The 24939-nt window shown below is 69.6% G+C and carries 23 protein-coding genes and 1 pseudogene; 16 read left to right on the forward strand and 8 right to left on the reverse strand.

The genetic code is table 11. The annotated features are described in order from the left end of the window. Nucleotides 1-42: 42 nt before the first annotated feature. The gene (gap, locus tag UN84_RS15715) at nucleotides 43-1047 is read right to left on the reverse strand and encodes a type I glyceraldehyde-3-phosphate dehydrogenase (RefSeq protein ID WP_035592956.1); all 1005 of its coding nucleotides are present in this window, start codon (nucleotides 1045-1047) and stop codon (nucleotides 43-45) included. Nucleotides 1048-1416: 369 nt separating this feature from the next. On the opposite strand from gap, the gene pyk reads away from it, so the two are divergent. From pyk to pgi, 3 genes are read left to right on the forward strand one after another with little or no spacing between them, the layout of a single operon-like run. Further along, complete coding sequence (gene pyk, locus UN84_RS15720; RefSeq protein ID WP_046079341.1) at nucleotides 1417-2883, forward strand: pyruvate kinase; 1467 nt, start codon at nucleotides 1417-1419, stop codon at nucleotides 2881-2883. Beyond that, the gene (locus UN84_RS15725; protein ID WP_046079340.1) at nucleotides 2876-3352 is read left to right on the forward strand and encodes a methylglyoxal synthase; all 477 of its coding nucleotides are present in this window, start codon (nucleotides 2876-2878) and stop codon (nucleotides 3350-3352) included. Before pyk ends, UN84_RS15725 begins: the two co-directional genes overlap by 8 nt. A 48-nt stretch (nucleotides 3353-3400) precedes the next feature. Beyond that, on the forward strand, nucleotides 3401-5068 hold the full coding sequence (gene pgi, locus UN84_RS15730; RefSeq protein ID WP_046079339.1) for a glucose-6-phosphate isomerase: 1668 nt from the start codon (nucleotides 3401-3403) through the stop codon (nucleotides 5066-5068). Nucleotides 5069-5186: 118 nt separating this feature from the next. Here the strand turns inward: pgi and UN84_RS15735 are convergent, their stop codons facing one another. Continuing rightward, nucleotides 5187-5576 (reverse strand): fluoride efflux transporter FluC, encoded by a 390-nt coding sequence (locus tag UN84_RS15735; protein WP_046079338.1) that lies wholly within the window; start codon nucleotides 5574-5576, stop codon nucleotides 5187-5189. Then, entirely contained in the window at nucleotides 5573-5959 is a 387-nt protein-coding gene (crcB, locus tag UN84_RS15740) for a fluoride efflux transporter CrcB (RefSeq protein WP_046079337.1), read from the reverse strand. The genes UN84_RS15735 and crcB overlap by 4 nt, the downstream gene beginning before the upstream one ends. Before the next feature lie 273 nt (nucleotides 5960-6232). Here crcB and ybiO point away from each other — a divergent pair, with 273 nt between their 5' ends. Beyond that, on the forward strand, nucleotides 6233-8539 hold the full coding sequence (ybiO, locus tag UN84_RS15745; RefSeq protein WP_046079336.1) for a mechanosensitive channel protein: 2307 nt from the start codon (nucleotides 6233-6235) through the stop codon (nucleotides 8537-8539). A 142-nt stretch (nucleotides 8540-8681) separates the two neighbouring features. Here ybiO and UN84_RS15750 read toward each other — a convergent pair whose 3' ends face one another. Genes UN84_RS15750 through hemC form a run of 4 tightly spaced genes read right to left on the reverse strand, consistent with a single transcriptional unit; the run spans nucleotide 8682 to nucleotide 13086 of the window. After that, nucleotides 8682-9938 (reverse strand): heme biosynthesis HemY N-terminal domain-containing protein, encoded by a 1257-nt coding sequence (locus UN84_RS15750; protein WP_035599865.1) that lies wholly within the window; start codon nucleotides 9936-9938, stop codon nucleotides 8682-8684. Further along, nucleotides 9935-11359 (reverse strand): uroporphyrinogen-III C-methyltransferase, encoded by a 1425-nt coding sequence (locus UN84_RS15755; protein WP_046079335.1) that lies wholly within the window; start codon nucleotides 11357-11359, stop codon nucleotides 9935-9937. The genes UN84_RS15750 and UN84_RS15755 overlap by 4 nt, the downstream gene beginning before the upstream one ends. A 6-nt stretch (nucleotides 11360-11365) precedes the next feature. After that, nucleotides 11366-12154 (reverse strand): uroporphyrinogen-III synthase, encoded by a 789-nt coding sequence (locus UN84_RS15760; RefSeq protein WP_046079334.1) that lies wholly within the window; start codon nucleotides 12152-12154, stop codon nucleotides 11366-11368. Beyond that, the gene (gene hemC / locus UN84_RS15765) at nucleotides 12154-13086 is read right to left on the reverse strand and encodes a hydroxymethylbilane synthase (protein WP_375700492.1); all 933 of its coding nucleotides are present in this window, start codon (nucleotides 13084-13086) and stop codon (nucleotides 12154-12156) included. Before hemC ends, UN84_RS15760 begins: the two co-directional genes overlap by 1 nt. Nucleotides 13087-13388: 302 nt before the next feature. Between hemC and argH the strand changes: the two genes are divergently transcribed. The 7 genes and pseudogenes from argH to UN84_RS15800 all read left to right on the forward strand — a co-directional run bounded on the left by argH (nucleotide 13389) and on the right by UN84_RS15800 (nucleotide 19602). Continuing rightward, nucleotides 13389-14825 carry an argininosuccinate lyase gene (gene argH, locus UN84_RS15770; RefSeq protein WP_046079332.1) on the forward strand — a complete coding sequence of 479 codons (1437 nt, stop codon included), beginning with the start codon at nucleotides 13389-13391 and terminating at the stop codon, nucleotides 14823-14825. Next, nucleotides 14825-14929: pseudogene (gene lptM / locus UN84_RS17550) on the forward strand (LPS translocon maturation chaperone LptM); the annotation flags it as partial. The gene argH and the pseudogene lptM, both read left to right, overlap by 1 nt. Nucleotides 14930-15030: 101 nt before the next feature. Then, nucleotides 15031-16311: a diaminopimelate decarboxylase gene (gene lysA / locus UN84_RS15780; RefSeq protein ID WP_046079330.1), complete on the forward strand. Its 1281-nt coding sequence runs from the start codon at nucleotides 15031-15033 to the stop codon at nucleotides 16309-16311. Continuing rightward, a complete protein-coding gene (gene dapF, locus UN84_RS15785; protein WP_046079329.1) occupies nucleotides 16311-17144 on the forward strand; it encodes a diaminopimelate epimerase in 834 nt (277 codons plus the stop codon). Before lysA ends, dapF begins: the two co-directional genes overlap by 1 nt. A gap of 43 nt (nucleotides 17145-17187) precedes the next feature. After that, entirely contained in the window at nucleotides 17188-17907 is a 720-nt protein-coding gene (locus tag UN84_RS15790) for a DUF484 family protein (RefSeq protein ID WP_106488191.1), read from the forward strand. Further along, the gene (locus UN84_RS15795) at nucleotides 17900-18820 is read left to right on the forward strand and encodes a tyrosine recombinase XerC (RefSeq protein ID WP_046078790.1); all 921 of its coding nucleotides are present in this window, start codon (nucleotides 17900-17902) and stop codon (nucleotides 18818-18820) included. The genes UN84_RS15790 and UN84_RS15795 overlap by 8 nt, the downstream gene beginning before the upstream one ends. Next, nucleotides 18817-19602 carry an HAD family hydrolase gene (locus UN84_RS15800; RefSeq protein ID WP_046078791.1) on the forward strand — a complete coding sequence of 262 codons (786 nt, stop codon included), beginning with the start codon at nucleotides 18817-18819 and terminating at the stop codon, nucleotides 19600-19602. Before UN84_RS15795 ends, UN84_RS15800 begins: the two co-directional genes overlap by 4 nt. A gap of 195 nt (nucleotides 19603-19797) precedes the next feature. On the opposite strand, the gene yihA is transcribed toward UN84_RS15800, so the two are convergent. Then, nucleotides 19798-20412: a ribosome biogenesis GTP-binding protein YihA/YsxC gene (yihA, locus tag UN84_RS15805; RefSeq protein WP_046078792.1), complete on the reverse strand. Its 615-nt coding sequence runs from the start codon at nucleotides 20410-20412 to the stop codon at nucleotides 19798-19800. Nucleotides 20413-20590: 178 nt separating this feature from the next. Between yihA and UN84_RS15810 the strand changes: the two genes are divergently transcribed. The 5 genes from UN84_RS15810 to UN84_RS15830 all read left to right on the forward strand — a co-directional run bounded on the left by UN84_RS15810 (nucleotide 20591) and on the right by UN84_RS15830 (nucleotide 24878). Next, a complete protein-coding gene (locus UN84_RS15810; RefSeq protein ID WP_046078793.1) occupies nucleotides 20591-21211 on the forward strand; it encodes a c-type cytochrome in 621 nt (206 codons plus the stop codon). A 123-nt stretch (nucleotides 21212-21334) separates the two neighbouring features. Continuing rightward, nucleotides 21335-21964, forward strand: a complete 630-nt coding sequence (locus tag UN84_RS15815; protein WP_035595074.1) for a thiol:disulfide interchange protein DsbA/DsbL — start codon at nucleotides 21335-21337, stop codon at nucleotides 21962-21964. Between the two features lies 1 nt (nucleotide 21965). Continuing rightward, the gene (locus UN84_RS15820; protein WP_035595070.1) at nucleotides 21966-22772 is read left to right on the forward strand and encodes an endonuclease/exonuclease/phosphatase family protein; all 807 of its coding nucleotides are present in this window, start codon (nucleotides 21966-21968) and stop codon (nucleotides 22770-22772) included. A gap of 142 nt (nucleotides 22773-22914) precedes the next feature. After that, the gene (locus tag UN84_RS15825; protein ID WP_035595067.1) at nucleotides 22915-23475 is read left to right on the forward strand and encodes a TRAP transporter small permease subunit; all 561 of its coding nucleotides are present in this window, start codon (nucleotides 22915-22917) and stop codon (nucleotides 23473-23475) included. Beyond that, complete coding sequence (locus UN84_RS15830; protein ID WP_046078794.1) at nucleotides 23475-24878, forward strand: TRAP transporter large permease; 1404 nt, start codon at nucleotides 23475-23477, stop codon at nucleotides 24876-24878. Before UN84_RS15825 ends, UN84_RS15830 begins: the two co-directional genes overlap by 1 nt. Nucleotides 24879-24939: the final 61 nt, after the last annotated feature.

The raw sequence follows: 24939 nt of genomic DNA on the forward strand, positions 1-24939 counted from the left end.
CGTGGCCCGGCGTCGCTCGGTTCGGCGCTTCTGCTGGAGGAATCAGGCCGTGGCGTGCATCGCCAGGGCGGTATCCAGCATGCGGTTGGAGAAGCCCCACTCGTTGTCGTACCAGGCCATGACCTTCACCAGGCGACCGTTGGTCACGCGGGTGTGGTTGCTGTCGAAGGTGGAGGAGTTGGCGTCATGGTTGAAATCGATGGACACCAGCGGCTGGGCGTTGACCGCCAGCACCGGCGACGCCTGGGCCGCCTCGGCGACGATGGCGTTGATCTCTTCCTTGGTGGTGTCGCGACCCGCGGTGAAGGTCAGGTCCACCAGCGAGACGTTGATCACCGGCACGCGCACCGCCAGGCCGTCGAGCTTGCCATCCAGCTCCGGCAGCACCAGCCCCACCGCCGCGGCGGCACCGGTCTTGGTCGGAATCATGGAGTGCGTGGCGCTGCGGGCCCGGTAGGGGTCCGTGTGGTAGACGTCGGACAGGTTCTGGTCGTTGGTGTAGGCGTGCACCGTGGTCATCAGGCCGTTCTCGATGCCCACCGTCTCGTTCAGCACCTTGGCCACCGGGGCCAGGCAGTTGGTGGTGCAGGAGGCGTTGGACACCACCTTGTGCTCGGCGGTCAGCACGTCCTCGTTGACGCCGAAGACCACGGTGGCATCGGCGTCCGGGCTCGGCGCGGACACCAGCACGCGGCCGGCGCCGGCCTCGAGGTGCTTGCCGGCATCGGCACGCTTGGTGAACAGGCCGGTGCACTCCATCACCAGGTCCACGCCCAGGCGCTCCCAGGGCAGCTGGGCCGGGTCGCGCTCGGAGCGGATCTCGATGCGATCGCCGTCGACCGTCAGGCTGCTCTCGTCGTGGGAGACCTCGAACGGGAAGTGGCCGTGCACGGTGTCGTGGCGCAGCAGGTGGGCGTTGAGGGCCGGATCGCCCAGGTCGTTGATGGCGACGACCTGCACCCGGTCGCGATAGCCACCCTCGTACAGGGCACGAAACACGTTGCGACCGATACGACCGAAACCGTTGATGGCGATCTTGAGCGTCATGGCGTGATCCTCTCGAAACCAGTTGCCGACTTGTCAGGTGGGAGCGTGTCGAACCAGGGCAGGCGGCGGGCAGAGGCGCCTGCCGTCTCGTGGGCGGCTCGAAGGCTCGTCATGCCTCCAATGTGGATCAGGATGACGCCCGAGACAAGTTGTTTTTAGTAATTTTACAACACAAACCCCCTCGCCACCCCTACGCCCCCCGGTTAGAATCGCGAAACCAAAGGGTTTCAATGAAGAAAGCCGCAACACGGCGCCTCGGGCTCGACTTTCGTCGCGGACGCTTTGTTTCGTAATATCACCACTACTACGCTATCTTGACCCTTTCACTTCTCGCCTCGCCGCAACGGCCGCGCCCACAGGAGAACCGGCATGTCTGATCGCCCCACCCCCCTCCGCCGCACCAAGATCGTCGCCACTCTCGGCCCCGCCAGCGACCGGGAGGGCGTGCTGGAGCAGATGATCGCCGCCGGCGTCGACGTGGTGCGCCTCAACTTCTCCCACGGCGCCGCCGACGACCATCGCCGCCGTTTGAGTGCGGTGCGCGAGATCGCCGCCCGCCAGGGCAGAAGCGTCGCCGCCCTCGGCGACCTGCAGGGGCCCAAGATCCGCATCGCCCGCTTCACCGAGGGCAAGGTCGTGCTGGAGGAAGGCGCACCCTTCGTCATCGACGTGGCCCTCGACGGCCAGGCCGGTGACGCCAGCCGCGTCGGCTGCGACTATCGCGAGCTGGCCGACGACGTCACCGCCGGCGACCGCCTGCTGCTCGACGACGGCCGGGTGGTGCTCGACGTCGAACGCGTCGACGGCAGCGCCATCCACACCACCGTGGCGGTGGGCGGCGAGCTGTCCAACAACAAGGGCATCAACAAGCAGGGCGGTGGCCTCTCCGCCCCGGCGCTGACCGACAAGGACAAGGCCGACCTGGAGACCGCCATGGCCATCGGCGTCGACTACCTGGCCGTGTCCTTCCCGCGCAGCGCCGCGGACATGCAGGAGGCGCGGGACCTGCTGGGCGAGGCCGGCCGCGACATCGGCCTGGTGGCCAAGCTCGAGCGCGCCGAGGCGGTGGCCGACGACACCACCCTCGACGGCATCATCGAGGCCAGCGAGGCGGTGATGGTGGCTCGCGGCGATCTCGGCGTGGAGATCGGCGACGAGACGCTGATCGGTACCCAGAAGCGCATCATCAAGCACGCCCGCAGCCTCAACCGCGCGGTGATCACCGCCACCCAGATGATGGAGTCGATGATCGACTCGCCCTTGCCGACCCGCGCCGAGGTGTTCGACGTGGCCAACGCCGTGCTCGACGCCACCGACGCGGTGATGCTCTCCGCCGAGACCGCCGCCGGCGACTTCCCGGTGGAGACCGTGGAGGCCATGGCCCGGGTGTGCCTGGGCGCCGAGCGCGAGCGCATCGCCCAGTCCTCCGGCCACCGCATCCACGAGGGCTTCTCGCAGATCGACGAGACCATCGCCCTGTCGGCGATGTATGCCGCCAACCACCTGGAAGGCGTGGCCGCCATCGCCTGCATGACCTCGACCGGCTATACGCCGCTGATCGCCTCGCGCATCCGCTCCGGGCTGCCGATCGTCGGGCTGGCGCACAGCCCCGTCGCCCAGCGGCGCATGGCGCTGTATCGTGGGGTGATCTCGCTGCCCTTCGACACCAGCGAGATGTCGGCCGACGAGCTCAACGACCAGGCCCTGGCCCGGGTGGTGGCTCAGGGCATCGCCGCCCAGGGGGATCACGTGATCCTCACCCGCGGCGATCACATGAACGCCCACGGCGGCACCAATACCCTGAGGATTCTCGAGGTGGAAGCCCAGCATGAATGAGACACGCCCGCGGCGGGACATCCGCCGCACCCTGCCGGCCCGCAAGCGCATCGCGCTGATCGCCCACGACGGCAAGAAGCCGGAGATGCTGGCCTGGGCCAAGCGCTGGCAGGACACCCTGGCCCGCCACGAACTGGTCGGCACCGGCACCACCGCGACACGGCTGGCCCGGCAGCTGGGGCTCGAGATCGAGCCGCTGATGAGCGGGCCGCTGGGCGGGGATCAGCAGATCGGCGCGCGCATCGCCGAACAGGGCCTCGACCTGCTGGTGTTCTTCTGGGACCCCTTCGCGCCCCAGCCCCACGATCCGGACGTCAAGGCGCTGCTGCGCCTGGCCGCGCTGTGGAACGTGCCGGTGGCCTGCAACCCGGCCAGTGCGGACTTCCTGCTCAGCTCGTCCTGTCTCGACCGCGACGTCGAGATCGACATCCCCGATGCCGGCGGCTGGATCTCCGCGCGCACCGACTAATCGCCGCCAAGAAGCGACACGAGAACGACCACAACGAGGACACCTTGCATGTTTCAGCTCACCCGCAGCGTCACCTGGCAGGCCCTGAAGCGTCTGCATGCCGACACGGCCCATGATCGCATCGCCGACTACTTCACCGCCGATCCGCAGCGCTTCGACAAGATGAGCCTGCGCGTCGGCGGCCTGTTCCTCGACTACTCCAAGCACCATATTTCCGAGGCGGTGCTGGAGAAGCTGCTCGAGCTGGTCGATCACTCGGCGCTGGTCCAGCGCCGCGCCCAGATGTTCTCCGGCGACATCATCAACGTCACCGAGGACCGCCCGGTGCTGCACACCGCGCTGCGCAACGTCGGCGAAGGGCCGCTGATGGTCGACGGCCAGGACGTGATGCCGGAGATCCAGCGCACCCGCGAGCAGATCCAGCGCTTCTCCGAGGCGGTACGCAGCGGCGAGTGGAAGGGCTACAGCGGCGAGCGCATCAAGGACGTGGTCAACATCGGCATCGGCGGCTCGGACCTGGGCCCCAACATGGCCTGCCGCGCGCTGCTCAAGTACCGCCACCCGGAGCTCAACTTCCACTTCGTCTCCAACGTCGACGGCGCCCACATCCAGAAGGTGCTCAGCGGTCTCGATCCGGCCACCACGCTGTTCATCGTCTCCACCAAGACCTTCTCCACCCAGGAGACGCTGCTCAACGCCAAGACCGCGCGGCGCTGGTTCCTTGAGCACGCCGGCGAGGACGCCGACGTGGGCGCGCACTTCGTCGCCGCCTCCACCAACCGCAAGGCGGCGATGGCGTTCGGCATCCGCGAGGAGAACGTCTTCGAATTCTGGGCCTGGGTCGGCGGGCGCTACTCCATGTGGTCGTCGATCGGCCTGCCGATCGCCCTGGCCGTGGGCTTCGAGGGCTTCATGGAGATGCTCGAAGGCGCCTACGAGATGGACCAGCACTTCCTGAACGCGCCCCACGACGCCAACATGCCGGTGCTGATGGCGCTGATCGGGATCTGGTACATCAACTTCGCCGGCGCCGAGACCCACGCCATCGTGCCCTACGATCAGGCGCTGCATCAGCTGCCGTCCTTCCTGCAGCAGCTCGACATGGAGTCCAACGGCAAGTCGGTGGACATCTTCGGGCATCCGGTCGACTACAAGACCGGGCCGATCGTCTGGGGCCAGACCGGCTCCAACGGCCAGCACGCCTTCTTCCAGCTGCTGCACCAGGGCACCCGCTACGTGCCGATCGACTTCATCGCCTCGCTCAAGCCCGAGCCCGGCATGGAGGACCACCACTTCGCGCTGCTGACCAACATGCTGGCCCAGGCCAACGCCTTCATGGAGGGCAGCCAGAAGGGCAGCGACCTGGACCCCTACAGCTGCCCGGGCAACCGCCCCTCCAGCACCCTGCTGCTCGACGAGCTGACGCCGAAGACCCTCGGCGCCCTGATCGCCCTGTACGAGCACAAGGTCTTCGTCCAGGGGGTGATCTGGAACATCAACTCCTTCGACCAGTGGGGCGTGCAGCTGGGCAAGCGCATCGCCGGCGAGATCAGCGAGCGCATCGACGAGCACAGCCAGGACTTCGACGGCTCCACCCAGGGCCTGCTGACCCTCGTGCGCGAGCACTTCCCGAGCCAGAAGCGCCAGGCCGACGCCGGCGAGGCCCCCAAGGCCAAGCCGGAACCGAAACCCAAGCGCAACAAGGCCTCGAGCTGATGCCGCGATGAACCGAAGCAGGGCTTCGGGCGCTTATGATCCTCAGACATGGGGCGAACGCCGGTGACCTGAGGCGTTGCTTCGGGCGCCTATAACCTCAGACGCGGGGGGCGGGCGCCTATAAAGCGCCGCTCCCGACCCGCTGCCCCCACCAGGCGGCGCCCAGCCACAGCGGCACGCTGCCGACGCCATAGGCCAGCGCCAGCCCGGGGCGCGACGTCTCCAGCAGATAGAGCGTCTCCAGGCCGAACAGCGAGAAGGTGGTGAAACCGCCGCAGAAGCCGGCCACCAGGAAGGGCTGCCAGCGGGCAGCATGGCCGGTGAGGCGGCGGGCCGCCCGGGCGGCGAAGGCGGCGATCAGCCAGGAGCCGATCAGGTTGACCGCCAGCGTCCCCCACAGGAAGGCGCTGCCCAGCGCCTGCATCACGCCGAGCCCCACCAGATGGCGCGCCAGCGCCCCCAGACCACTGCCGAGCCCTACCGCCAGATAGCTCCGCCAGCCCGTCATGCGCCGCCTCCGGCCAGCCACCAGCCCAGCGCCGCAGCGGCCACGCCCGCGATCAGGGTGACCAGCACGTTGACCGCGGCCGGGCCGGGGCGCCCTTCCTGCCACAGGGTCAGGGTCTGCAGGCTGAAGGACGACACCGTGGTGAAGCCGCCCAGCCCGCCGACCGCCAGCAGCGACCAGGCGGGCGATGCCGTCATCGGCCAGCCCAGCGCCGGCGCCAGGGCGCCGATCGCCAGACAGCCCAGCACGTTCACCGCCAGGGTGCCCCAGGGGAAACCGCGCCCCAGCCAGCGTGCCGCCAGCTCGCCCACCGCCAGACGGGCCATGCCGCCCAGCGCGCCTCCCATCGCCACCAGGCCCAGCCCCAGGATACCGACGCTCATGGTGCGTCTCCGCGTGAATTCGCGACCATGCTAGCCGAGCCGAGAAGGCACCACAAAAAACGCCACCCCGGGGAGGGATGGCGCAACGTCATGCTTGCTTGCAGGAAACGTCGCCGTTCAGGCTTGAAGACCAAGGTGACACAATATTCGACATATGTACAACTCTCGTACACCATTGTAATACCGCCGAGACTCGACGCCTTTCCCCCAGACTGGGAAGATGCCGACTATTGCCATGCTTCACACCCACGCCACGACAAGGAGGCCCATCGCGTGACGCTCCCCAGACGAACCCTCTATCTGATCAGCGGCTGGCTGCTGGCCTGCCTGCTGCTGGTCTCGGGCCCGCTGCAGGCGCAGTCGCCCGAGGGCCAGCAGGCGGCCAACGCCACCCTGGCCAGCCTGCTGGAGAACCCCGAGACCCGTCAGCAGCTGATCGACCAGCTGCGCGCCCAGGCCCAGGCGCCGGCCGAGGCCGCCACCGAGGCGGCCCAGGACGTCGCCAGCGAGCCCTCGCTGCCCCGCCAGCTGGCCGACGCCACCAGCCACATCGTCGATGAGCTAGGCGGCCAGATCGGCGGCGCGGTCGATACCCTGGCCGGCCTGTTCGGCGGCAACCTGGTCGATGACGGCGGCTTCGACATGAGCGCCGTCACCAGCGCCGCCATCAACCTGGGCCTGGTAATCCTGGCGACCTTCGTGCTGTTCCTCGCCATCCGCCGCCTCGCCAGGCCATTCTTCACTCGGCTCAGCCAGTGGTCGCTGAACGGCCAGGGCCTGCAGCCGCTGCTGCGGCTGGTGATCTGCGTTGCGGTGGCGGCGCTGATCGACGCCCTGGTGGTGGCGCTGGCCTACGTCGGCGGCAACCTGGTGGCGACCTTCGCGGTGGGCGAGAGCGGCGAGCTGTCGACCCGCGCCTCGCTGTTCCTCAACGCCTTCCTGGTCATCGAACTGCTCAAGGCCGCGGTGCGCATGCTGTTCGCCTCGCACTACGAGGGGCTGCGCCTGCTGCCCATCGGCGCCGCCAACGCCAGCTACTGGAACCGCTGGATCGCCCGGCTGATCGGCCTGGCCGGCTACGGCCTGATGGTGGTAGTGCCGCTGGTCAACGCCTACCTGTCACCGGCGCTGGGCAGCGCCGTGGGCACCCTGATCATGCTTGGCGCCTACGTCTATGCCGTGGCCGTGGTGATGCGCAATCGCCAGGCGCTGCGCCAGGCCCTGAACCATAAGGCCGGGCAGACCACCATGACCGCCAGCCGGGTCTCGCTGCAGCTGTTCGCTCGTACCTGGCACCTGTTCGCCCTGGCCTACTTCACGGTGGTGCTGGTGCTGACGCTGACCCGGCCCGAGACCGCCCTGCCCTTCGTGCTGCTGGCCACCCTCAAGACGCTGGTCACGGTGCTGGCGGGCATGCTGGTGTCCTCCTTCCTGACACAGACCATCGGCCGGCGCATCCGCCTGGGCGATGACCTGCGCCGCAAGCTGCCGATGCTCGAGGCGCGACTCAACCACTACGTGCCCACCGCGCTGCGAGTGGTGCGCGCGGTGATCCTGATCGTGGTGGCAATGCTGGTGCTGAACGCCTGGGGCGCCTTCGACCTCGCCGCCTGGTACGCCTCCGAGGCGGGTCGCGGCCTGATCGGCAAGCTGCTCAGCGTGTTTGTGATCCTGGTGGTGGCTGCCGCCGCCTGGCTGGGACTGGCCAGCCTGATCGAGCACAAACTCAACCCCGAGACCGGCGGCGGCGTGCCTTCGGCCCGCGCCCAGACGCTGCTGGCGCTGTTCCGCAACGCCCTGGCCATCGCCCTGGTCACGCTGACGGCAATGATCGTGCTGTCCGAGATCGGCATCAACATCGGGCCGCTGATCGCCGGCGCCGGTGTACTGGGCCTGGCCATCGGCTTCGGCGCCCAGAAGCTGGTGCAGGACATCATCACCGGCGTCTTCATCCAGGTGGAGAACGCCATGAACACCGGCGACGTGATCACGGTGGGCGGCGTCACCGGGGTGGCCGAGAAGCTGAGCATCCGCTCGGTGGGCATCCGCGATCTGAACGGCACCTACCACATCGTGCCCTTCTCCAGCGTCGACACCGTGTCCAACTACATGCGTGATTTCGCCTACCACGTCGGCGAGTACGGCATCGCCTACCGCGAGGACATCGACGAGGCGATCCAGGTGCTTCGCAATGCCTTCGAGGATCTCAAGGCCGACGAGGAGCACAACGTCAACCTGCTGGAGCCGCTGGAGGTCGCCGGAGTCATCGCACTGGCCGACAGCTCGGTGAACATCCGCGTGCGGATCAAGACCACGCCGGGCACCCAATGGGCCACCGGCCGCGCCTTCAACCGGCTGGTCAAGCTGCACTTCGACGCCGCCGGCATCGAGATCCCCTTCCCGCACACCACGCTGTACTTCGGCGAGGACAAGGACGGCGGCGCACCGCCGGCCCGGGTGCGCGTGCTCGAGAAAAAAGCATCGCGCCAGAGCAGCCAGAGCGACGTGGAGGAAGAGGTGCACTTCGGCCCCGCCGACACCCAGAACTCCCAGGAGGTCCACAACGACGAGGACGGCTGAGGCCGTCCGGGGCCTTGCCGAGCCCCGAACGCTCGGCACCCATCGGGCGCCAGCGAGACACTCAAGCCGCAATGAAGAAGGGGCTGCCGGTCGGCAGCCCCTTCTTTCGTTTCCGCTGGCTTCGCGGGTGTCGCCCGTCGACTCAGGAGGCCTGCCGGCTACCGTTGCGCGCCAGGGTATCCTCGGGCTCGGTGGGCTGAGGCAGCGAGGGCAGCGACTTGTCGAGCATCTCGACGCTCTGGCGGTAGTAGAGCTGACTCTTGTTGTGCTCGCCCAGGTTAGCGTAGAGCCTCGCCAGCTCGGCGCACACCACCCCGCTCGGACGCTGACGCTGGCTGGCCTCGAAGTACTCCTGGGCCTTGCCCCAGTAGGCGTTGCGCAACGACAGGCGACCCAGGGTCAGCAGCAGGTCCGGGTCATTGGGCCGCTCCTGCAGCCACTTCTCAGCCACCACCAGCTGGCGGGCGGCGTCCACCTCGAGCAGGCCGTAGCGCAGCACCAGGCGGCTGTCCCACTGCTCCTTGAGCGAGTGGCGCAGCAGGCGCTCGGCGATGCCCTGCTCGTTGCCGCGCACCAGCGCCTCGGCGTAGAGCACGATCAGCTCGACGTTGTTGCGCAGCGGCTCGGGCATGTCGGCCCACAGGTTGCGGACGCGCTCGATATCGCCCGGCTGACGGGCCTCGCGGCCGATCAGCTCGCGGTAGGCCTGCAGTTCGAGCTGATCGCGCTCCTCCGGCGAGATCAGCTGCTGGGCCCCCAGCCGCGGCATCAGGCGGCGCAGGCCGTCCCAGTCGCTGAGGCTGATGTAGGCCTGCTTGAGCTGCTTGAGCACCTGCGGGTGATTGGGCAGATGGCGGTCCAGGCGGGTGAGGATGGCCAGCGCCTCCTCGTACTGCTGGCGATCCAGCATCAGCTGGGCCTGCATCATGCCCACCGCGGTGTCGGCGCCCTCGGTGCTGAGGTGAGCGCGCTTGAGCAGGGTGTCGGCCTGCTCGTAGCGGCCCTGGTAGTGGGCCGCCAGCGCCGCGGAGAGGTAATTGACCAGCGGCGTGCTGGAATCGTCCGCGGCCTTGACCAGCGACTTCTCGGCGCGCTTCCAGCGGCCCTCGGCCAGCGCCACCAGGCCGCGCACGGTACGCTTCATGGCGGTGCGGTTGCGTGAGCGGCTGTTCCACACCTTGAAGCGCGACACCGGCCGCGACAGGCGCATCAGCAGGCGCAGCGCGAAGTGCAGCACGATGAAGGCGGCCAGCAGCAGCACCAGGCCGAACCAGAAGGAGGTCTGGTAGGAGGTGTCGCCGACCCGCACCAGCCAGTAGCCGGGCACCGACATCATCAGCTGGCCGAACAGGGCCCCCACCGCGAGCCCGACGACGATGAGCAGGATCAGCTTTCTCATGACGCGCCTCCCTGGCCGTTGCCGCTAGCCTCGAAGCGACGATCGACGAACTCGGCCAGCGCCTGCTGGGAGGCACTGATGTCCGGCAGCTCGGGGCGGATGGTGCGACCCTGGAGCGCCTCGAGCTGGTTCAGGACCGCCTGCACGCCCTCGTCGTCGGTATCGTAGTAGCCGTCGATCAGGGTCAACGCCTTGTCGAGGCTGGCGTCGTAGAGTTCCTGCTCTTCCTTGAGCAGTGCCAGCTGGGCCTGCTCGAGGATCAGCCGCACGCTCTGGCGCAGGTAGGACTCCTGCTCCGGCGTGATCAGCGCTTCCATCGCCTCGCCATGCTGGCGCACGGTGACCAGGTCCTTGAGCTCCTCGCCGAAGCGCGAGAGCTGCTGCTGCCAGCCGCCGCTCGGCGCCTCCTCGATGGTGGAGTTGGCGGCGATCTCCTCGATGTCCTGGGCCAGCGGCAGTCCGGCGATCCGCTCCTGCTGGGCGTTGAGCGCCAGGTAGAGGCCGGTGCGGTCGACCCGGGGCACGGCCTCCAGCGCGGCCAGCTCGGAGGCGATCTCGCGGCGCACCGGCAGCAGCGCCGGGTTGTCCGCCTCGCGCAGCCGGGCATCGGCGGTGCGCAGCAGCGCCATGGCACCCTCGACGTCACGCTCGAGCTGCAGGCGCTGGTTGGCCAGGCGCAGCAGATAGGCGGCCTCGGCGTGGAGCCAGTCGCGCTCGTCGGTCTGCTGTTCGCTGGCCAGCTCCTCGAGCACCCGGTCGAGGGCGTCGTCGACGCTGCCGCGGTAGTCGGAGAACTCGCTGCGCAGGTCGCTGATGGCGGCATCGCGCTCGCTCTGGCCGTTCTCCAGCCGCGAGGCCAGGTCATCCAGCGCGCCCTGGGTCGCGGGCTGCTCGGGCAGCGCGGCCAGGTCCTGGCGCTGGGCGTCGAGGCGCTGCCAGACCTGCCAGCCGAAGTAGGCGCCGCCGGCGCCGAGCAGGATCACCAGGCCCAGCGCCACGGCGCCGGCCTTGCCGCCGCCCTTGCCGGAGCCGTCACTCCCGCCGGCGGCCTTGGCCGCGCCGCCGTTGCCGCCGGACTTGCCCGACGCCGGCCTGCTTGCCGCGCCCGTCTTCGCACTGCCTGAAGAGGAAGCCCCGCCGCTCTTGCCGGCGGAGGCGGTGTCCTTGGCCGGCGCGGCGGCATCGGCCTTGCTTCCACCGGACGCGTCGGGCTTGGCGGACGCCTGCTGAGAAGATGCCTTGTCGCCGTTCGACTCGCTGCCCTTGGCCGCGCCGCCGCCCTTGCCACGACGCCGGGACCGGCGTGAGGAAGTGCCGCTGCTCGGGTTCGCCTCGGCCTCGACCTGGGGCGACGAGTCGGCGCCATTCCCGGCGCCGGAGGGCGTCTGTTGTTCGTCCTGATCGTTTTGTTGCTTGCTCATCTGTCGCTAGCCCTTTTCGAGATCGTCATGATCGACATCGGCCCTCTCCGGGTCTGCCTCGGCCACGGCCTTCGCCAGCGTGGCGGGCGTGGCTCCCGCCGCCACCACGGGGCGACGAAACCCCAGCGTGCCGGCCAGTGTAGCCAACCGGGTACTGGACACGATTAGCGGTTGGTGCAAGGCGGCGCGCGAGCACCATCTTGCCAGATGTTCGAGGATTTCTCCGCTGGTCACCACCAGGGCGCGATAGTCGCCCGTGGCGAGCCGGCCGGCGAACGCCGCGTCGGGGTCGAGCAGGCGGCGGCGATAGAGCGCCAGCCGGGTCAGTCGCCCCCCCCTTTCGGCGAGCGTCTCGCCGAGCAGCGCCCGGCCGCCCTCGCCCGCCGCCAGCAGCACCTTCTGCTCGTCGAGTCGCGCGAGCGACCCCAGGCCGAGCAGCGCCTCGCTGGTATCGCCGCCGCCGGCCGGCGGCACATGCACGCGCACGCCCAGCTCGCGGTGCAGCACCTCGGCGGTGGCCGCGCCCACGGCATAGTAGTCGATGCCCACCGGCAGCTGCGGCCAGTAGCGGTCCAGCGCCTCGGCCAGGCATTCGGCGGCGAAGGGACTGACCACCACCACCCGCCGGAACTGATCGAAGTCCAGCCAGGCGGCCCGCTGCTCGGCGGTTTCCGGCAGAGCCTCCAGGGCCATGGCCTCGCCGTGCTCGACGGCGAAGCCCCGCGAGGCGATGGCCTCGGCCAGCGCCGCGGCCCGGGGGCCGGGGCGACAGATCAGCACCGGCGCGCTCGCCATCAGCCGGCGCCGTAGACCTCGGCGAGGATGTCGCCGGCGCCCATCTCGAGCAACTCCTCGGCGACGCGGATGCCGAGCGCCTCGGGCTCGTGGATCGAGCCGCGGCCCTCGGCGCGCAGCACCTCGGTGCCCTCGGGGTTGCCGACCAGGGCGCGCAGCCACAGGGTCTGGCCGTCGTCCTCGAACACCGCATGGCCGCCGATCGGCACCTGGCAGCCGCCCTCGAGGCGGGTGTTCATGGCGCGCTCGGCGCGCACTCGGGTGGCGGTGGCCGGATCGTCCAGCGGCGCCAGCAGCGAGATCAGCTCGGCGTCGTGCATGCGGCACTCGATGCCCAGCGCGCCCTGGCCGCAGGCCGGCAGGCAGACCTCCGGCGGCAGCTCCATGGTGATGCGGTCGCCGAGCCCCAGGCGCTTGAGCCCGGAGGTGGCCAGCAGGATGGCGTCGAACTCGCCGTCATCGAGCTTGCCGAGGCGGGTCTGGACGTTGCCGCGCAGGCTCAGCACCTCGAGGTCGGGGCGCGCCTCGCGCATCTGCAGGCCGCGGCGCAGGCTGGAAGTGCCGATGCGCGCACCCTCGGGCAGCTCGTCCAGGGAAGCGTAGTGGTTGGAGACGAAGGCGTCGGTGGGCTCGGCGCCCTCGAGGATCACCGACAGCCCCAGGCTCTCGGGGAAATGCATCGGCACGTCCTTCATGGAATGCACCGCGATGTCGGCGCGGCCGTCGAGCATCGCCTCCTCGAGTTCCTTGACGAACAGCCCCTTGCCGCCGACCTTGGCCAGCGGCGTGTCGAGGATCTTGTCGCCGCGGGTGGACATCGGCACCAGCTCCACCTTGAGCTCGGGGTGCGTCGCCATCAGGCGGTCACGGACGTATTCGGCCTGCCACAGGGCCAGCTGGCTCTTGCGGGTGGCGATACGCAACGTTGTCATGGCTTGCACAGGCTTCTCTCCGTCCCGGTTCATAGCGCCGGCGCCTCCCATCGCGCGGGCGCCCGGTGATCTCTGATATCACTTCATCATAAAGGACCCGGCAGGCCAGGAAAATCGCCGCCCCGCCAGGACCGCCTTCCGATCGTCGCCGCCAGGCATGCGCGGGGCGCCGGGGCGACGGCCGGGGAAGCGCCCGGCCCCCTCGCCTGACCCGCGGACTCTGGTACACTTTCCGCCATGTCAAGCCGGCACGGCCCGCCGCTCGCCGCCTCCCTCTTACCGTCATGCAGGATGCCAGCCCGATGAGCCAAACCCCGACGAACGATAGCACCAACCAGTCCTGGGGCGGCCGCTTCAGCGAGCCCACCGACGCCTTCGTCGCCCGCTTCACCGCCTCGGTCGGCTTCGACCAGCGTCTGGCCCACCACGACATCCAGGGCTCGCGCGCCCACGCCACCATGCTGGCACGGGTCGGGGTGCTCACCGAGGACGAGCGCGACGCCATCCTGGCAGGCCTCGACGAGGTCCAGGCGGAGATCGAGGCCGGCACCTTCGAGTGGTCGGTGGACCTCGAGGACGTGCACATGAACATCGAGGCGCGGCTCACCGACAAGATCGGCATCACCGGCAAGAAGCTGCACACCGGCCGTTCGCGCAACGATCAGGTGGCCACCGACATCCGCCTGTTCCTGCGCGACGAGATCGATACCGTGGCCGCCGAACTCGCCCGCCTGCGCCAGGGGCTGATCGCGCTGGCCGACCGCGAGGCCGACACCATCATGCCCGGCTTCACCCACCTGCAGACCGCCCAGCCGGTGACCTTCGGCCACCATCTGCTGGCCTGGCAGGAGATGCTCGCCCGCGACCACGAACGCCTGCTCGACTGCCGCAAGCGGGTCAACGTGCTGCCGCTGGGCGCCGCCGCCCTGGCCGGCACCACCTACCCGATCGACCGCCACGTGACCGCCGAGCTGCTGGGCTTCAACCGCCCCGCCGAGAACAGCCTCGACGCCGTCAGCGACCGCGACTTCGCCATCGAGTTCACCGCCTTCGCCAGCACCCTGCTGATGCACCTGTCGCGCATGAGCGAGGAACTGGTGCTGTGGACCAGCGCCCAGTTCGACTTCATCGACCTGCCCGACCGCTTCTGCACCGGCTCCTCGATCATGCCGCAGAAGAAGAACCCGGACGTGCCCGAGCTGGTGCGCGGCAAGACCGGCCGCGTCTACGGCCACCTGATGGGCATGCTGACGCTGATGAAGTCCCAGCCGCTGGCCTACAACAAGGATAACCAGGAGGACAAGGAGCCGCTGTTCGACGCCGTGACCACCGTGCAGGACTGCCTCAAGGCGTTCGCCGACATGGTGCCGGCCATCGAGGCCAAGGCCGACAGCATGCGCGAGGCCGCGCGCAAGGGCTTCTCCACCGCCACCGACCTGGCGGACTACCTGGTGTGCCGCGGCGTGGCCTTCCGCGACGCCCACGAGATCGTCGGCCAGTCCGTGGCCTACGGGCTGCGCGAGGGCAAGGACCTCTCCGACATGAGCCTCGAGGAGCTGCGCCAGTTCTCCGACGTCATCGAGCAGGACGTGTTTGAGGTGCTGACCCTCGAGGGCTCGGTGGCCGCCCGCAATCACATCGGCGGCACCGCCCCGGACCAGGTACGCGCCGCCGCCCAGCGGGCCCGCGAGGCCCTGGCCGCGCTGACCGCTGCCGACACCCCGGGAGGCGAGGGCTGATGCGCCGCCTCGCCCCCCTCGCCCTGCTGACGCTCGCCCTGCTGGCCGGCTGCGGCCAGAAGGGCCCGCTCTACCTGCCCGGCGACGAGGCCGCCGCGGAGCGCTACGCGCCCCAGAATGACCCGCAGGACGACGCCCAGGGCAACGACGATGCCCAGGGCGACGACGCCAACGCCGACGACACACGCAGCGCCGAGGAAGACTGATGGACCATTTCGAATATCGCGACGGCGTGCTCCACGCGGAAGACGTGGCCCTGCCGCGCCTGGCCGAGGAATTCGGCACGCCCTGCTACGTCTATTCCAAGGCCACCCTGGCGCGTCACTTCCGCGCCTACACCGAGGCCCTGGGCAGCCACCCGCACCTGATCTGCTACGCGGTGAAGGCCAACTCCAACCTGGCGGTGCTCAACCTGCTGGCGCGGCTCGGTGCCGGTTTCGACATCGTCTCGGTGGGCGAGCTGGAGCGGGTGCTGGTGGCCGGCGGCGATCCGGCCAGGATCGTGTTCTCCGGCGTGGCCAAGGAGGAGAACGAGCTCGAGCGCGCGCTGTCGGTGGGCATCAAGTGCTTCAACGTCGAGTCGCGGGCCGAGCTTGAGCGCCTCGAGGCCGTGGCTCGGGGCACGGACAAGGTCGCCCCGGTCTCGCTGCGGGTCAATCCCGACGTCGACGCCGGCACCCACCCCTACATCTCCACCGGGCTCAAGGACAACAAGTTCGGCATCCCGGTGGACGAGGCCTACGAGGTCTACCGCCAGGCCGCCGCCATGGAACACGTCCGGGTGGCCGGGCTGGACTGCCACATCGGCTCCCAGCTCACCGACACCACGCCCTTCCTCGACGCCCTCGACCGCCTGCTGGTGCTGCTCGAGAAGCTGCGCGAGGACGGCATCGAGATCGAGCATCTGGACCTTGGAGGCGGCCTCGGCGTGACCTACCAGGACGAGCGCCCGCCGCAGCCGTTCGACTACGCCTCCGCGCTGCTCGAGCGGCTGTCGTGCTGGCCGGGCAGCGAGCGCCTGACCCTGCTGTTCGAGCCGGGCCGCTCGATCGCCGCCAATGCCGGCGTGCTGCTGACCCGCGTCGAGTTCCTCAAGCCCGGCGAGACCAAGAACTTCGCCATCGTCGACGCGGCCATGAACGACCTGATCCGGCCCTCGCTGTACCAGGCCTGGCAGGCGATCCTGGCGGTCGACACCACCGGCGAGCGCGCCAGCGACACCTACGACGTGGTCGGCCCGGTGTGCGAGACCGGCGACTTCCTCGGCAAGGACCGCGAGCTGGCCATCGCCCCGGGCGACCTGCTGGCGGTGCGCTCCGCCGGCGCCTACGGCTTCGTCATGGCCTCCAACTACAACAGCCGCCCGCGCCCGGCCGAGGTCATGGTCGACGGCGATCGCGCCCACCTGGTGCGCCGCCGCGAGCGGCTCGAGGACCTGTGGGCCGGCGAAGCGGTGCTGCCGGACGACAGCGCGGAGACGCCTTGATGCTGCTGCAGTTCACCAAGATGCACGGGCTGGGCAACGACTTCATGGTGGTCGACCTGATCAGCCAGCGGGCGCGGCTGCGCGACGAACAGATCCGCGCCCTGGCCGACCGCCGCTTCGGCATCGGCTTCGACCAGCTGCTGGTGGTCGAGCCGCCGCGCGACCCCGACATGGACTTCCGCTACCGGATCTACAACGCCGACGGCAGCGAGGTGGAGAACTGCGGCAACGGTGCCCGCTGCTTCGCCCGCTTCGTGCGTGACCAGCGCCTGACCCACAAGCACGAGATCCGCGTCGAGACCGCCGGCGGCCCCCTGACCCTGGTGGTCGAGGAGGACGAGCGGGTGCGCGTCGACATGGGCACCCCGCGCTTCACCCCCGAGGCGCTGCCCTTCGAGGCCGACGAGGATCGCCCGCGACACGCGCTCACCGTCGAGGGCGAGACCCTCGAGGTCGGCGTGGTATCAATGGGCAATCCTCACGCGGTGCTGCGGGTGGACGACGTCGACGGCGCCCCGGTGGAGCGCCTGGGCCCGCTCATCGAGCATCACCCGCGCTTCCCGAAACGGGTCAACGCCGGCTTCATGCAGGTCGTGTCGCCGCATGACATCAGGCTGAGGGTGTACGAGCGCGGCAGCGGCGAGACCCTGGCCTGCGGCACCGGCGCCTGCGCCGCGGTGGCCACCGGCATCCGCCTGGGCTGGCTCGAGAGCCCGGTCACCGTGCACCTGCCCGGCGGCGACCTGGAGATCGCCTGGTCCGGCGACGACGCCCACCTGACCATGACCGGACCCGCCACGCGGGTCTTCGAGGGACGCGTGCCCCTGGCATAAAGACCGACAACACCGCGCGCCCAACGCAGAGGAGAGATCGCCCATGAGCCAAGCCGCCCCCGAGCCGCGCAAGACCCTGGACCCCGACGTCGTCGCCCAGTGGCTGGCCCGCCATCCGGACTTCTTCGTCGGCCGCGAGGGCCTGCTGCAGCAGCTCCGGGTGCCGCATCCCGAGGCCCGGGGCGCCACCTCCCTGCTGGAACGCCTGGTGCACGACCTGCGCGGCCGCGCCGAGCAGGCCGAAGACCGGCTCGAGCAGCTGCTCGAGTCGGCCCGCCACAACGAGGCCCAGTACCGGCGCACCCGCGAGCTGGTGCTGGCGCTGCTCGAGGCCGAGGACGGCGACGCCCTCGGCCAGGCGCTGGCGACCCAGTTCAGCGAACGCTTCCAGACCCCGGCGCTGGCGCTGTGGTGCCCGGCCTCGCTCACCGACGACGAGCCGACCCCGCCCCAGGCCCCCCGCCAGGTGCTCGACGATCACGCGACCCGGCGCCTCAATGCGCTGCTCGACGGCCGCACCAGCCGCTGTGTACGGCTCACGCCCGGCGACTGGAAGCGCCTGCTGCCCCATGCGCCGGCGCCCGAACAGGCCGGCTCCTGCGCCCTGGCGCGGCTGACACTGGGCGAGCCCATGGGCTACCTGGTGCTGGCCAGCCCCGACCCGGACCACTTCCGCGCCAGCATGGACACCCTGTTCACCGAGTACGTCGGTGACGTGGTCGCCCGCCTGCTGGTGCGGCTGGCACCCGCCCGCCATGGCTGACGACACCCTGCTGGCGCGTCAGGTCGAGGCCTGCCTCGCCGAGCTCGCCCGCACCGCGAGCCCGGCCACGGTGAGCGCCTACCGGCAGGACCTGGCGGCGCTGACCGACTTCCTCGACGCCCAGGGCGTGGACGACGGCGGCGCGCTGGACGTGGCCCTGATGCGGCGCTTCCTCGGCGGCGAGCGGGCCCGCGGCCTGGCACCGCGCAGCCTGGCCCGCCGCCGTGCCGCCGTGGCGCGCTTCGCCGAATGGCTGCGCCGCGACGGCCGGCTGGCCCACAACCCGACTGAACTGGTGCGCACGCCCAAGGCGCCCAAGGACCTGCCGCGCCCGGTGGACGTGGACGCCCTCGCGCGCTTCCTCGACACGCCCCACGACGGCTCGCCGCTGGCGGTGCGTGACCAGGCCATGCTCGAGCTGTTCTACTCCAGCGGGCTACGCCTGGCCGAACTGGCGGCGCTGGACCTGAGCGACCTTCAGCCCCAGCGGGTGCGGGTGCTGGGCAAGGGCGGCAAGCCGCGTCAGGTGCCGGTGGGCGGACGCGCCCGCCAGGCCCTGGACGCCTGGCTAAGCGTGCGCGGCGCCCTGGCGGGCGACGGCGAGAGCGCGCTGTTCGTCGGCGCCCGCGGCCGTCGCCTCGGCCATCGGGCGATCCAGCAGCGCCTGGCCCAGCTGGCGCGGCGACGCGGCCTGGACGAGCACCTGCATCCGCACCGCCTGCGCCATTCCTTCGCCAGCCACCTGCTCGAATCCAGCCAGGACCTGCGCGCGGTCCAGGAACTCCTGGGCCATGCCCACCTGTCTACCACTCAGGTCTACACCCGGCTGGACTGGCAGCATCTGGCCACCGGGTACGACGCGGCACACCCCCGGGCGCGACGCCGCCCCGACGACAGCGACACTTCCCCATGACCCGACGCCCTCTCCACCACCCCGGCCACCACCCCGGCCAGCGCCCGCTACAGGCCCTGACCTTCGATCTCGACGACACCCTGTGGGACAACCAGGGCGTGATGACCCTCACCGAGGACGGCCACTACGCCTGGCTCGACGAGTCTCTCGCCGCCTGGCTCGCCGAACGCGGCGAGCATCAACTGGGCCGCTTCAGTGAGCGCATGCCGATCGAGGCCTACCAGCGCCGCCGGCGCGAGCTGGCTGAGCGCCATCCGCTGCGGCGTGGCGACTTCACCTGGATTCGCGAGCAGGCGCTGTGTGCACTGCTGGAGGAATTCGGCCTGCCGCGCTCGGCGGCCTGGATGTGGGCGCTGGCGGCCATGGAACACTTCCATCACCTGCGCCTGCGCGTCTCGCCCTATCCGGAGGTGGAGCCGATGCTCGAGGACCTGCGCAGCCGCTACCGGCTGGCCTCGATCACCAACGGCAACCTGGCCTTCCACCGGCTCGAGCTGTCGCGCCACTTCGAGGTCTCGATCGCCGCCGGCGAGATGCACGCCCCCAAGCCGGACCCGCGCTGCTTCCTGATGACGCTGGCCAAGCTCGGCACCACGCCCGAGCGGGCGATGCATATCGGCGATTCCTGGCAGGAGGACATCCTGCCGGCGGTGCGGCTGGGCATGCAGGCGGCCTGGATCGCCGGCGACACGCCCCACGGCGAGGCGATGCCCGCCGGCGTGCACCGGCTCTCACATATCCGCGAGCTGCCGGCGCTGCTGGAGAGGCTGGGGCGAGCGTGATCCGCGTGGGAAATGGGAACCCCGAGGAAAAACGCGGCGAGCGACGGCCAGGGCTATGTCCGCTCCCGGCGGACATACGTATTTCCCACCTCCCTGTGGGTCAAGGCAACCGACGCCGCAGAAGCGGAGTTTACGAGCAGTCAATGAGCATTCTAAAACGGCGGTTAACGCCGCCTGGCCGAGCGCAGTCCGTTTTTACCGGGGTTCGGCCAAGAGCCAGTCGTCGAGGCGCTGATGCACCTCCTCGATGCCGTCCTTCTTGAGCGACGAGAACAGCTGCACGGTCACCAGATCCTCCCACTCGCGCAGCCGCGAGCGCACCTGCTGCAGGGCGTTCTTGGCAGCGCCACGCTTCAGCTTGTCGGCCTTGGTCAGCAGGATATGCACCGGCATGTCGGCCTCGTCGGCCCAGCCGAGCAGGGTCTGGTCGAACTCGGTGAGCGGATGGCGCACGTCCATCAGCAGCACCAGCCCCCGCAGCGAGGCACGCCGGCGCAGGTAGTCGGAGAGGTGACGCTGCCACTCCAGCTTCACCTGCTCGGGGACCTTGGCATAGCCGTAGCCCGGCAGGTCGACCAGGCGATGCTCGTCGCCCTCGTCCAGCGAGAAGAAATTGATCAGCTGGGTACGGCCCGGGGTCTTGGAGGTGCGCGCCAGCGCCTTCTGGCGCGTCAGGGCGTTGATGGCGCTGGACTTGCCGGCGTTGGAACGGCCGGCGAAGGCGACCTCGGCCCCGGCATCGGCGGGACATTTCGCCAGCGTCGGCGCACTGGTGATGAAGCTGGCTGCCTGATAATTGAGGCGCGACATGGCGGGGTTCCTGACGTCGATCAAGGGCGTCGCGGGTTGCATTTCCGCGATTCCGGTGTTCCTTTTATACTGCAGTCGATTTTGTCTGCGGCCGGGGGCGGCAGTATACACCGTGCACCCAACGCCAGCGACAGGCGACCCCGCCCGCTCCACTCCAAAACGGCAGTGTGGATTCGCGATGAGAAAGCTTCTGGCAAGCCTGGCCATTACCCTGGGCGCCTCCGGCGCCACCCATGCCGCGTCCCTGGCCGACGCCGACGCCGCCGCGGGTCGCGACAAAGCCGCGGCCTGCGCCGCCTGCCACGGCCAGGACGGTATCGGCATCACCCCGGCCTTTCCCAACCTGGCTGGCCAGCAGGCCTCCTATCTGGCCAAGCAGATCATGGACATCCGCGATGGCAACCGCCAGGTGCCGCAGATGGTTGGCCAGGTGGACGGTTTCTCCGATCAGGACGCCTGGGACGTGGCCGCCTACTATGCCGGCATGGAGCCGGCGCTGGGCCAGGCCGACCCCGATCCCGCCCTGGTCGAGCGCGGCCGCGAGCTGTACCGCGCCGGCGACATGGAGAAAGGCCTGCCGGCCTGCGCGGCCTGCCACACCCCGACCGGCGCGGGCATCGGCAGCGCCGGCTACCCGGCCCTCTCGGGCCAGCAGCGCGACTATGTCGTCACCACCCTGCAGGCCTTCGCCGCCGGCGAGCGCGCCAACGATCCAAGCGCTATCATGCGCGACATCGCGGCCAAGATGAGCGAGCGCGACATGGAGGCGGTCGCCAACTACGTGCACGGGCTGCACTGAGCCTGGCCGCGTCGAGACCGCCGGCGCCAGGGAACCCCTGGCCCGGCGGCGACTCCAAGGTCGCGAACGCCGTTCTCGAACGACGGCGCCAGGCACACGTCATATCAAGGAGAGACTCCCCGAATGCTCAAGTCACTGATGGTCGCCGTGGCCGGCCTCGGCCTGTCCACTTTCGCCTCCGCCGCGCCGGTCGCCGGCCAGGACTACACCGTGCTCGACGAGCCGGTCCAGACCCAGGTCGCCGACGGCAAGATCGAGGTCACCGAGGCCTTCTGGTACGGCTGCCCGCACTGTTACGCCCTGGAAGACAGCCTCAACGCCTGGGTCGACGAACTGCCCGAGGACGTCGAGTTCCAGCGCATGCCGGCCACCATGGGCGGCGCCTGGAACCGCCACGCCACCGCCTTCTATGCGGCGCAGCAGCTGGGCATTCAGCAGCAGATGCACAGCGATTTCTTCGACGCCATCCACGAGCAGGGCGCCCAGCTGACCGACAGCGAGGACATCGCGGCCTTCTTCAGCCAGTACGGGGTCAGCGAGGACGAGGCCCTCGACGCCCTGGACGCCTTCGGCGTGAAGTCCCAAGTCAACCGCGCCCATGCGCGGATGCGCAGCATGAAGCTGATGGGCGTGCCGGCGCTGATCGTCGACGGCCGCTTCGTGGTCAGCCCGAGCACCGCCGGCAGCCTCGACAACATGCCGCAGATCGCCGGCGCCCTGGTCGACCAGGTGCGCGAGGAGCGGGCCGAATAACATGACCCATCCGGCCGAGGACAGGGGCCTGGCCCCGCAGGGGAAGCCCCTGAAGCTGCTGACCTTCAACCTGCAGGTGGGCATCCAGACCTCGGCCTACCATCACTACCTGACCCGGGGCTGGCAGCACCTGCTGCCCCACCCCCGCCGCGGCGAGCGCCTCGACGCCATGGGCGAGGTGCTCGGCGGCTTCGACATCGTCGGCCTGCAGGAGGTGGACGGCGGCAGCTTCCGTTCCGGCCACGTCAATCAGGTCGAATACCTGGCCAGCCACGCCGGCTTCCCCCACCACTACCAGCAGCTGAACCGCAACCTGGGTCGCGTGGCCCAGCACAGCAACGGCCTGCTGTCGAAGCTGACCCCGGCGCGCATCGAGGAGCACCGCCTGCCCGGCACCCTGCCCGGGCGCGGCGCCATCCACGCCCGCTTCGGCGACGGCCCCGACGCCCTGCACGTGTTCGTCGCCCACCTGGCACTGAGCCATCGCGGCCGCGTGCGCCAGCTCGACTACCTCAGCGAGCTGATCCAGCCCCTGCGCCACGTGGTGGTGATGGGCGACCTCAACTGCACGCCGGACCAGATCCACGCCCATTCGCGCTTCCGCGAGGCCCTGCCGCTGCATCCGGTGCGCCCACCGCTGAGCTATCCCTCCTGGCAGCCCCGCCGCGCCCTGGATCACATCCTGCTCTCCGACTCCCTGGAGGCCGACCGGGTCGAGGTGCTGGAGCACCTGTTCTCCGACCACCTGCCGGTGGCGATCGAGATCCAGCTCCCCGACGCCTGCCGCACCAGCCTGGGCCGCGCCTAGCGCCCCGGCATCGGGGCAGGGGTAAGACCAATGTCCCACCCGGCCTTCTGACAGGCGTTGACCAATTCCCGTATAGTCGGCTGGGCCGTTTCAACGCACGGCGCTAATATCTCGACATCCTTGCAACCTCGAGCGATCGCCCATGCCTTCCACCCACGAGCTACCGAGCCTCCTGGCCCGGCTCGACCGCTTCTCCGAGTGGCTCGGCCGCGGCCTGTCCTGGCTGATCCTGCTGATGATGCTGGTCCAGTTCCTGATCGTGGTGCTGCGCTATGCCTTCAGCATCAACAGCATCCCCATGCAGGAATCGGTGATGTACATGCACGCCACGGTGTTCATGCTGGCCGCCGGCTACACCCTGCGCCACGGCGGCCACGTACGGGTGGACATCTTCTATCGGGCCATGACGGCGAAGCGCAAGGCGCTGGTCGACCTGCTGGGCACATTGTTCCTGCTGCTGCCCTTCATGACCTTCGTGATCCTGTCCAGCCTGGGCTACGTCAGCAAGTCCTGGGCGATCCTCGAGACCTCGCCGGACACCGGCGGCATCCCCGGCATCTTCCTGCTCAAGACCCTGATCCCGGTGTTCGCCGGGCTGATGATCCTGCAGGGCCTGGTCGAGGCCTCGCGTAACCTGCTGATCCTGATCGGCCGCATCGATCCCGAGGCCGACGTCCCCGACCACCACGAGGAGCACCTGTGATGCTGGAGTTCATGCCACTGGTGCTGTTCGCCGTGATCTGCACCGTCCTGATGTTCGGCTACCCGGTCGCCCTGTCGCTGGCCGGCACCGCCCTGGCCTTCGCCGGCCTGGGCTTCGGCCTCGAGGCGCTGGGCGTCGACGCCAACTTCGACGGCGGCTACCTGGCCGCCTTCCCCAACCGCCTCTACGGCATCATGAGCAACCAGACGCTGCTGGCGGTGCCGCTGTTCGTGCTGATGGGGGTGCTGCTGGAGAAATCCCGGGTCGCGGAGACGCTGCTCGAGGCCATGGCGTTGCTGTTCGGCTCGCTGCGCGGCGGCCTCGGCATCTCGGTGACCGTGGTCGGCATGCTGCTGGCCGCCTCCACCGGCATCGTCGGCGCCACCGTGGTCACCATGGGCCTGATGTCGCTGCCGACCATGCTCAAGCGCGGCTACAGCATGCCGCTGGCCACCGGCACCATCTGCGCCACCGGCACCCTGGGCCAGATCATCCCGCCTTCCATCGCCCTGGTGCTGCTGGGCGACGTGCTGTCCTCCGCCTACCAGCAGGCCCAGCTGTCGATGGGCATCTTCAGTCCCAAGACCGTCTCGGTGGGTGACCTGTTCATGGGCGCGCTGGTGCCCGGCCTGATCCTGGTGGGGCTGTATATCGTCTACGTCGCCGTGACCGCCTGGATCAAGCCCGCCTCCGCCCCGGCCGTCGATCGCCGCGACCTGATGGAGGAGCTCGGCCACCAGGGCGGCCTCGGCCTGCTGCTGCTCAAGGGGCTGGTGCCGCCGATCGTGCTGATCGTGGTGGTGCTGGGCTCGATCCTCGGCGGTTTCGCCACGCCCACCGAGGCCTCCGCGGTTGGCGCCTTCGGCGCGCTGGTGCTGGCCCTGGCCTATCGCCGCCTGGACATGGCCACCCTCAAGGAGGTGCTGCGCTCCACCGTGGACGTCACCACCATGGTGTTCCTGATCCTGATCGGCGCGGCGCTGTTCTCGCTGGTGTTCCGCGCCTACGGCGGCGAGGAGCTGGTCACCCACCTGTTCGAGAGCATGCCCGGCGGCGTGGTCGGCGCCACCATCATCGTGATGCTGGTGATCTTCCTGCTCGGTTTCATCCTCGACTTCATCGAGATCACCTTCGTGGTGGTGCCGATCGTCGGCCCGATCCTGCTGGCCATGGGCCTCGACCCGGTGTGGCTGGGCATCATGATCGCCATCAACCTGCAGACCTCGTTCCTGACGCCGCCGTTCGGCTTCGCGCTGTTCTACCTGCGCGGGGTGGCCCCGGATTCGGTGCCGACCTCGGCCATCTACCGCGGCGTGATGCCGTTCATCGCCCTGCAGCTGGCGATGCTCATCGCGCTGTCGTTCTTCCCGCAGCTGGCCACCTGGTTGCCGCAGCAGTTCTAGCGGCACCGGCCCCAGCGCAGCGTTGGCGCCCCGTGGACGAGACGCGGGCGCCGACGACTAC

The sequence above is a fragment of the Halomonas sp. HG01 genome, from assembly GCF_000968715.2.
Classification (GTDB): domain Bacteria; phylum Pseudomonadota; class Gammaproteobacteria; order Pseudomonadales; family Halomonadaceae; genus Halomonas; species Halomonas halophila.

Coding starts and splice junctions, on each gene's coding strand:
- gap (WP_035592956.1), bottom strand. CDS start 1,047: ATGACGCTCAAGATCGCCATCAACGGTTTCGGTCGTATCGGTCGCAAC.
- pyk (WP_046079341.1), top strand. CDS start 1,417: ATGTCTGATCGCCCCACCCCCCTCCGCCGCACCAAGATCGTCGCCACT.
- UN84_RS15725 (WP_046079340.1), top strand. CDS start 2,876: ATGAATGAGACACGCCCGCGGCGGGACATCCGCCGCACCCTGCCGGCC.
- pgi (WP_046079339.1), top strand. CDS start 3,401: ATGTTTCAGCTCACCCGCAGCGTCACCTGGCAGGCCCTGAAGCGTCTG.
- UN84_RS15735 (WP_046079338.1), bottom strand. CDS start 5,576: ATGACGGGCTGGCGGAGCTATCTGGCGGTAGGGCTCGGCAGTGGTCTG.
- crcB (WP_046079337.1), bottom strand. CDS start 5,959: ATGAGCGTCGGTATCCTGGGGCTGGGCCTGGTGGCGATGGGAGGCGCG.
- UN84_RS15750 (WP_035599865.1), bottom strand. CDS start 9,938: ATGAGAAAGCTGATCCTGCTCATCGTCGTCGGGCTCGCGGTGGGGGCC.
- UN84_RS15755 (WP_046079335.1), bottom strand. CDS start 11,359: ATGAGCAAGCAACAAAACGATCAGGACGAACAACAGACGCCCTCCGGC.
- UN84_RS15760 (WP_046079334.1), bottom strand. CDS start 12,154: ATGGCGAGCGCGCCGGTGCTGATCTGTCGCCCCGGCCCCCGGGCCGCG.
- hemC (WP_375700492.1), bottom strand. CDS start 13,086: ATGACAACGTTGCGTATCGCCACCCGCAAGAGCCAGCTGGCCCTGTGG.
- argH (WP_046079332.1), top strand. CDS start 13,389: ATGAGCCAAACCCCGACGAACGATAGCACCAACCAGTCCTGGGGCGGC.
- lysA (WP_046079330.1), top strand. CDS start 15,031: ATGGACCATTTCGAATATCGCGACGGCGTGCTCCACGCGGAAGACGTG.
- dapF (WP_046079329.1), top strand. CDS start 16,311: ATGCTGCTGCAGTTCACCAAGATGCACGGGCTGGGCAACGACTTCATG.
- UN84_RS15790 (WP_106488191.1), top strand. CDS start 17,188: ATGAGCCAAGCCGCCCCCGAGCCGCGCAAGACCCTGGACCCCGACGTC.
- UN84_RS15795 (WP_046078790.1), top strand. CDS start 17,900: ATGGCTGACGACACCCTGCTGGCGCGTCAGGTCGAGGCCTGCCTCGCC.
- UN84_RS15800 (WP_046078791.1), top strand. CDS start 18,817: ATGACCCGACGCCCTCTCCACCACCCCGGCCACCACCCCGGCCAGCGC.
- yihA (WP_046078792.1), bottom strand. CDS start 20,412: ATGTCGCGCCTCAATTATCAGGCAGCCAGCTTCATCACCAGTGCGCCG.
- UN84_RS15810 (WP_046078793.1), top strand. CDS start 20,591: ATGAGAAAGCTTCTGGCAAGCCTGGCCATTACCCTGGGCGCCTCCGGC.
- UN84_RS15815 (WP_035595074.1), top strand. CDS start 21,335: ATGCTCAAGTCACTGATGGTCGCCGTGGCCGGCCTCGGCCTGTCCACT.
- UN84_RS15820 (WP_035595070.1), top strand. CDS start 21,966: ATGACCCATCCGGCCGAGGACAGGGGCCTGGCCCCGCAGGGGAAGCCC.
- UN84_RS15825 (WP_035595067.1), top strand. CDS start 22,915: ATGCCTTCCACCCACGAGCTACCGAGCCTCCTGGCCCGGCTCGACCGC.
- UN84_RS15830 (WP_046078794.1), top strand. CDS start 23,475: ATGCTGGAGTTCATGCCACTGGTGCTGTTCGCCGTGATCTGCACCGTC.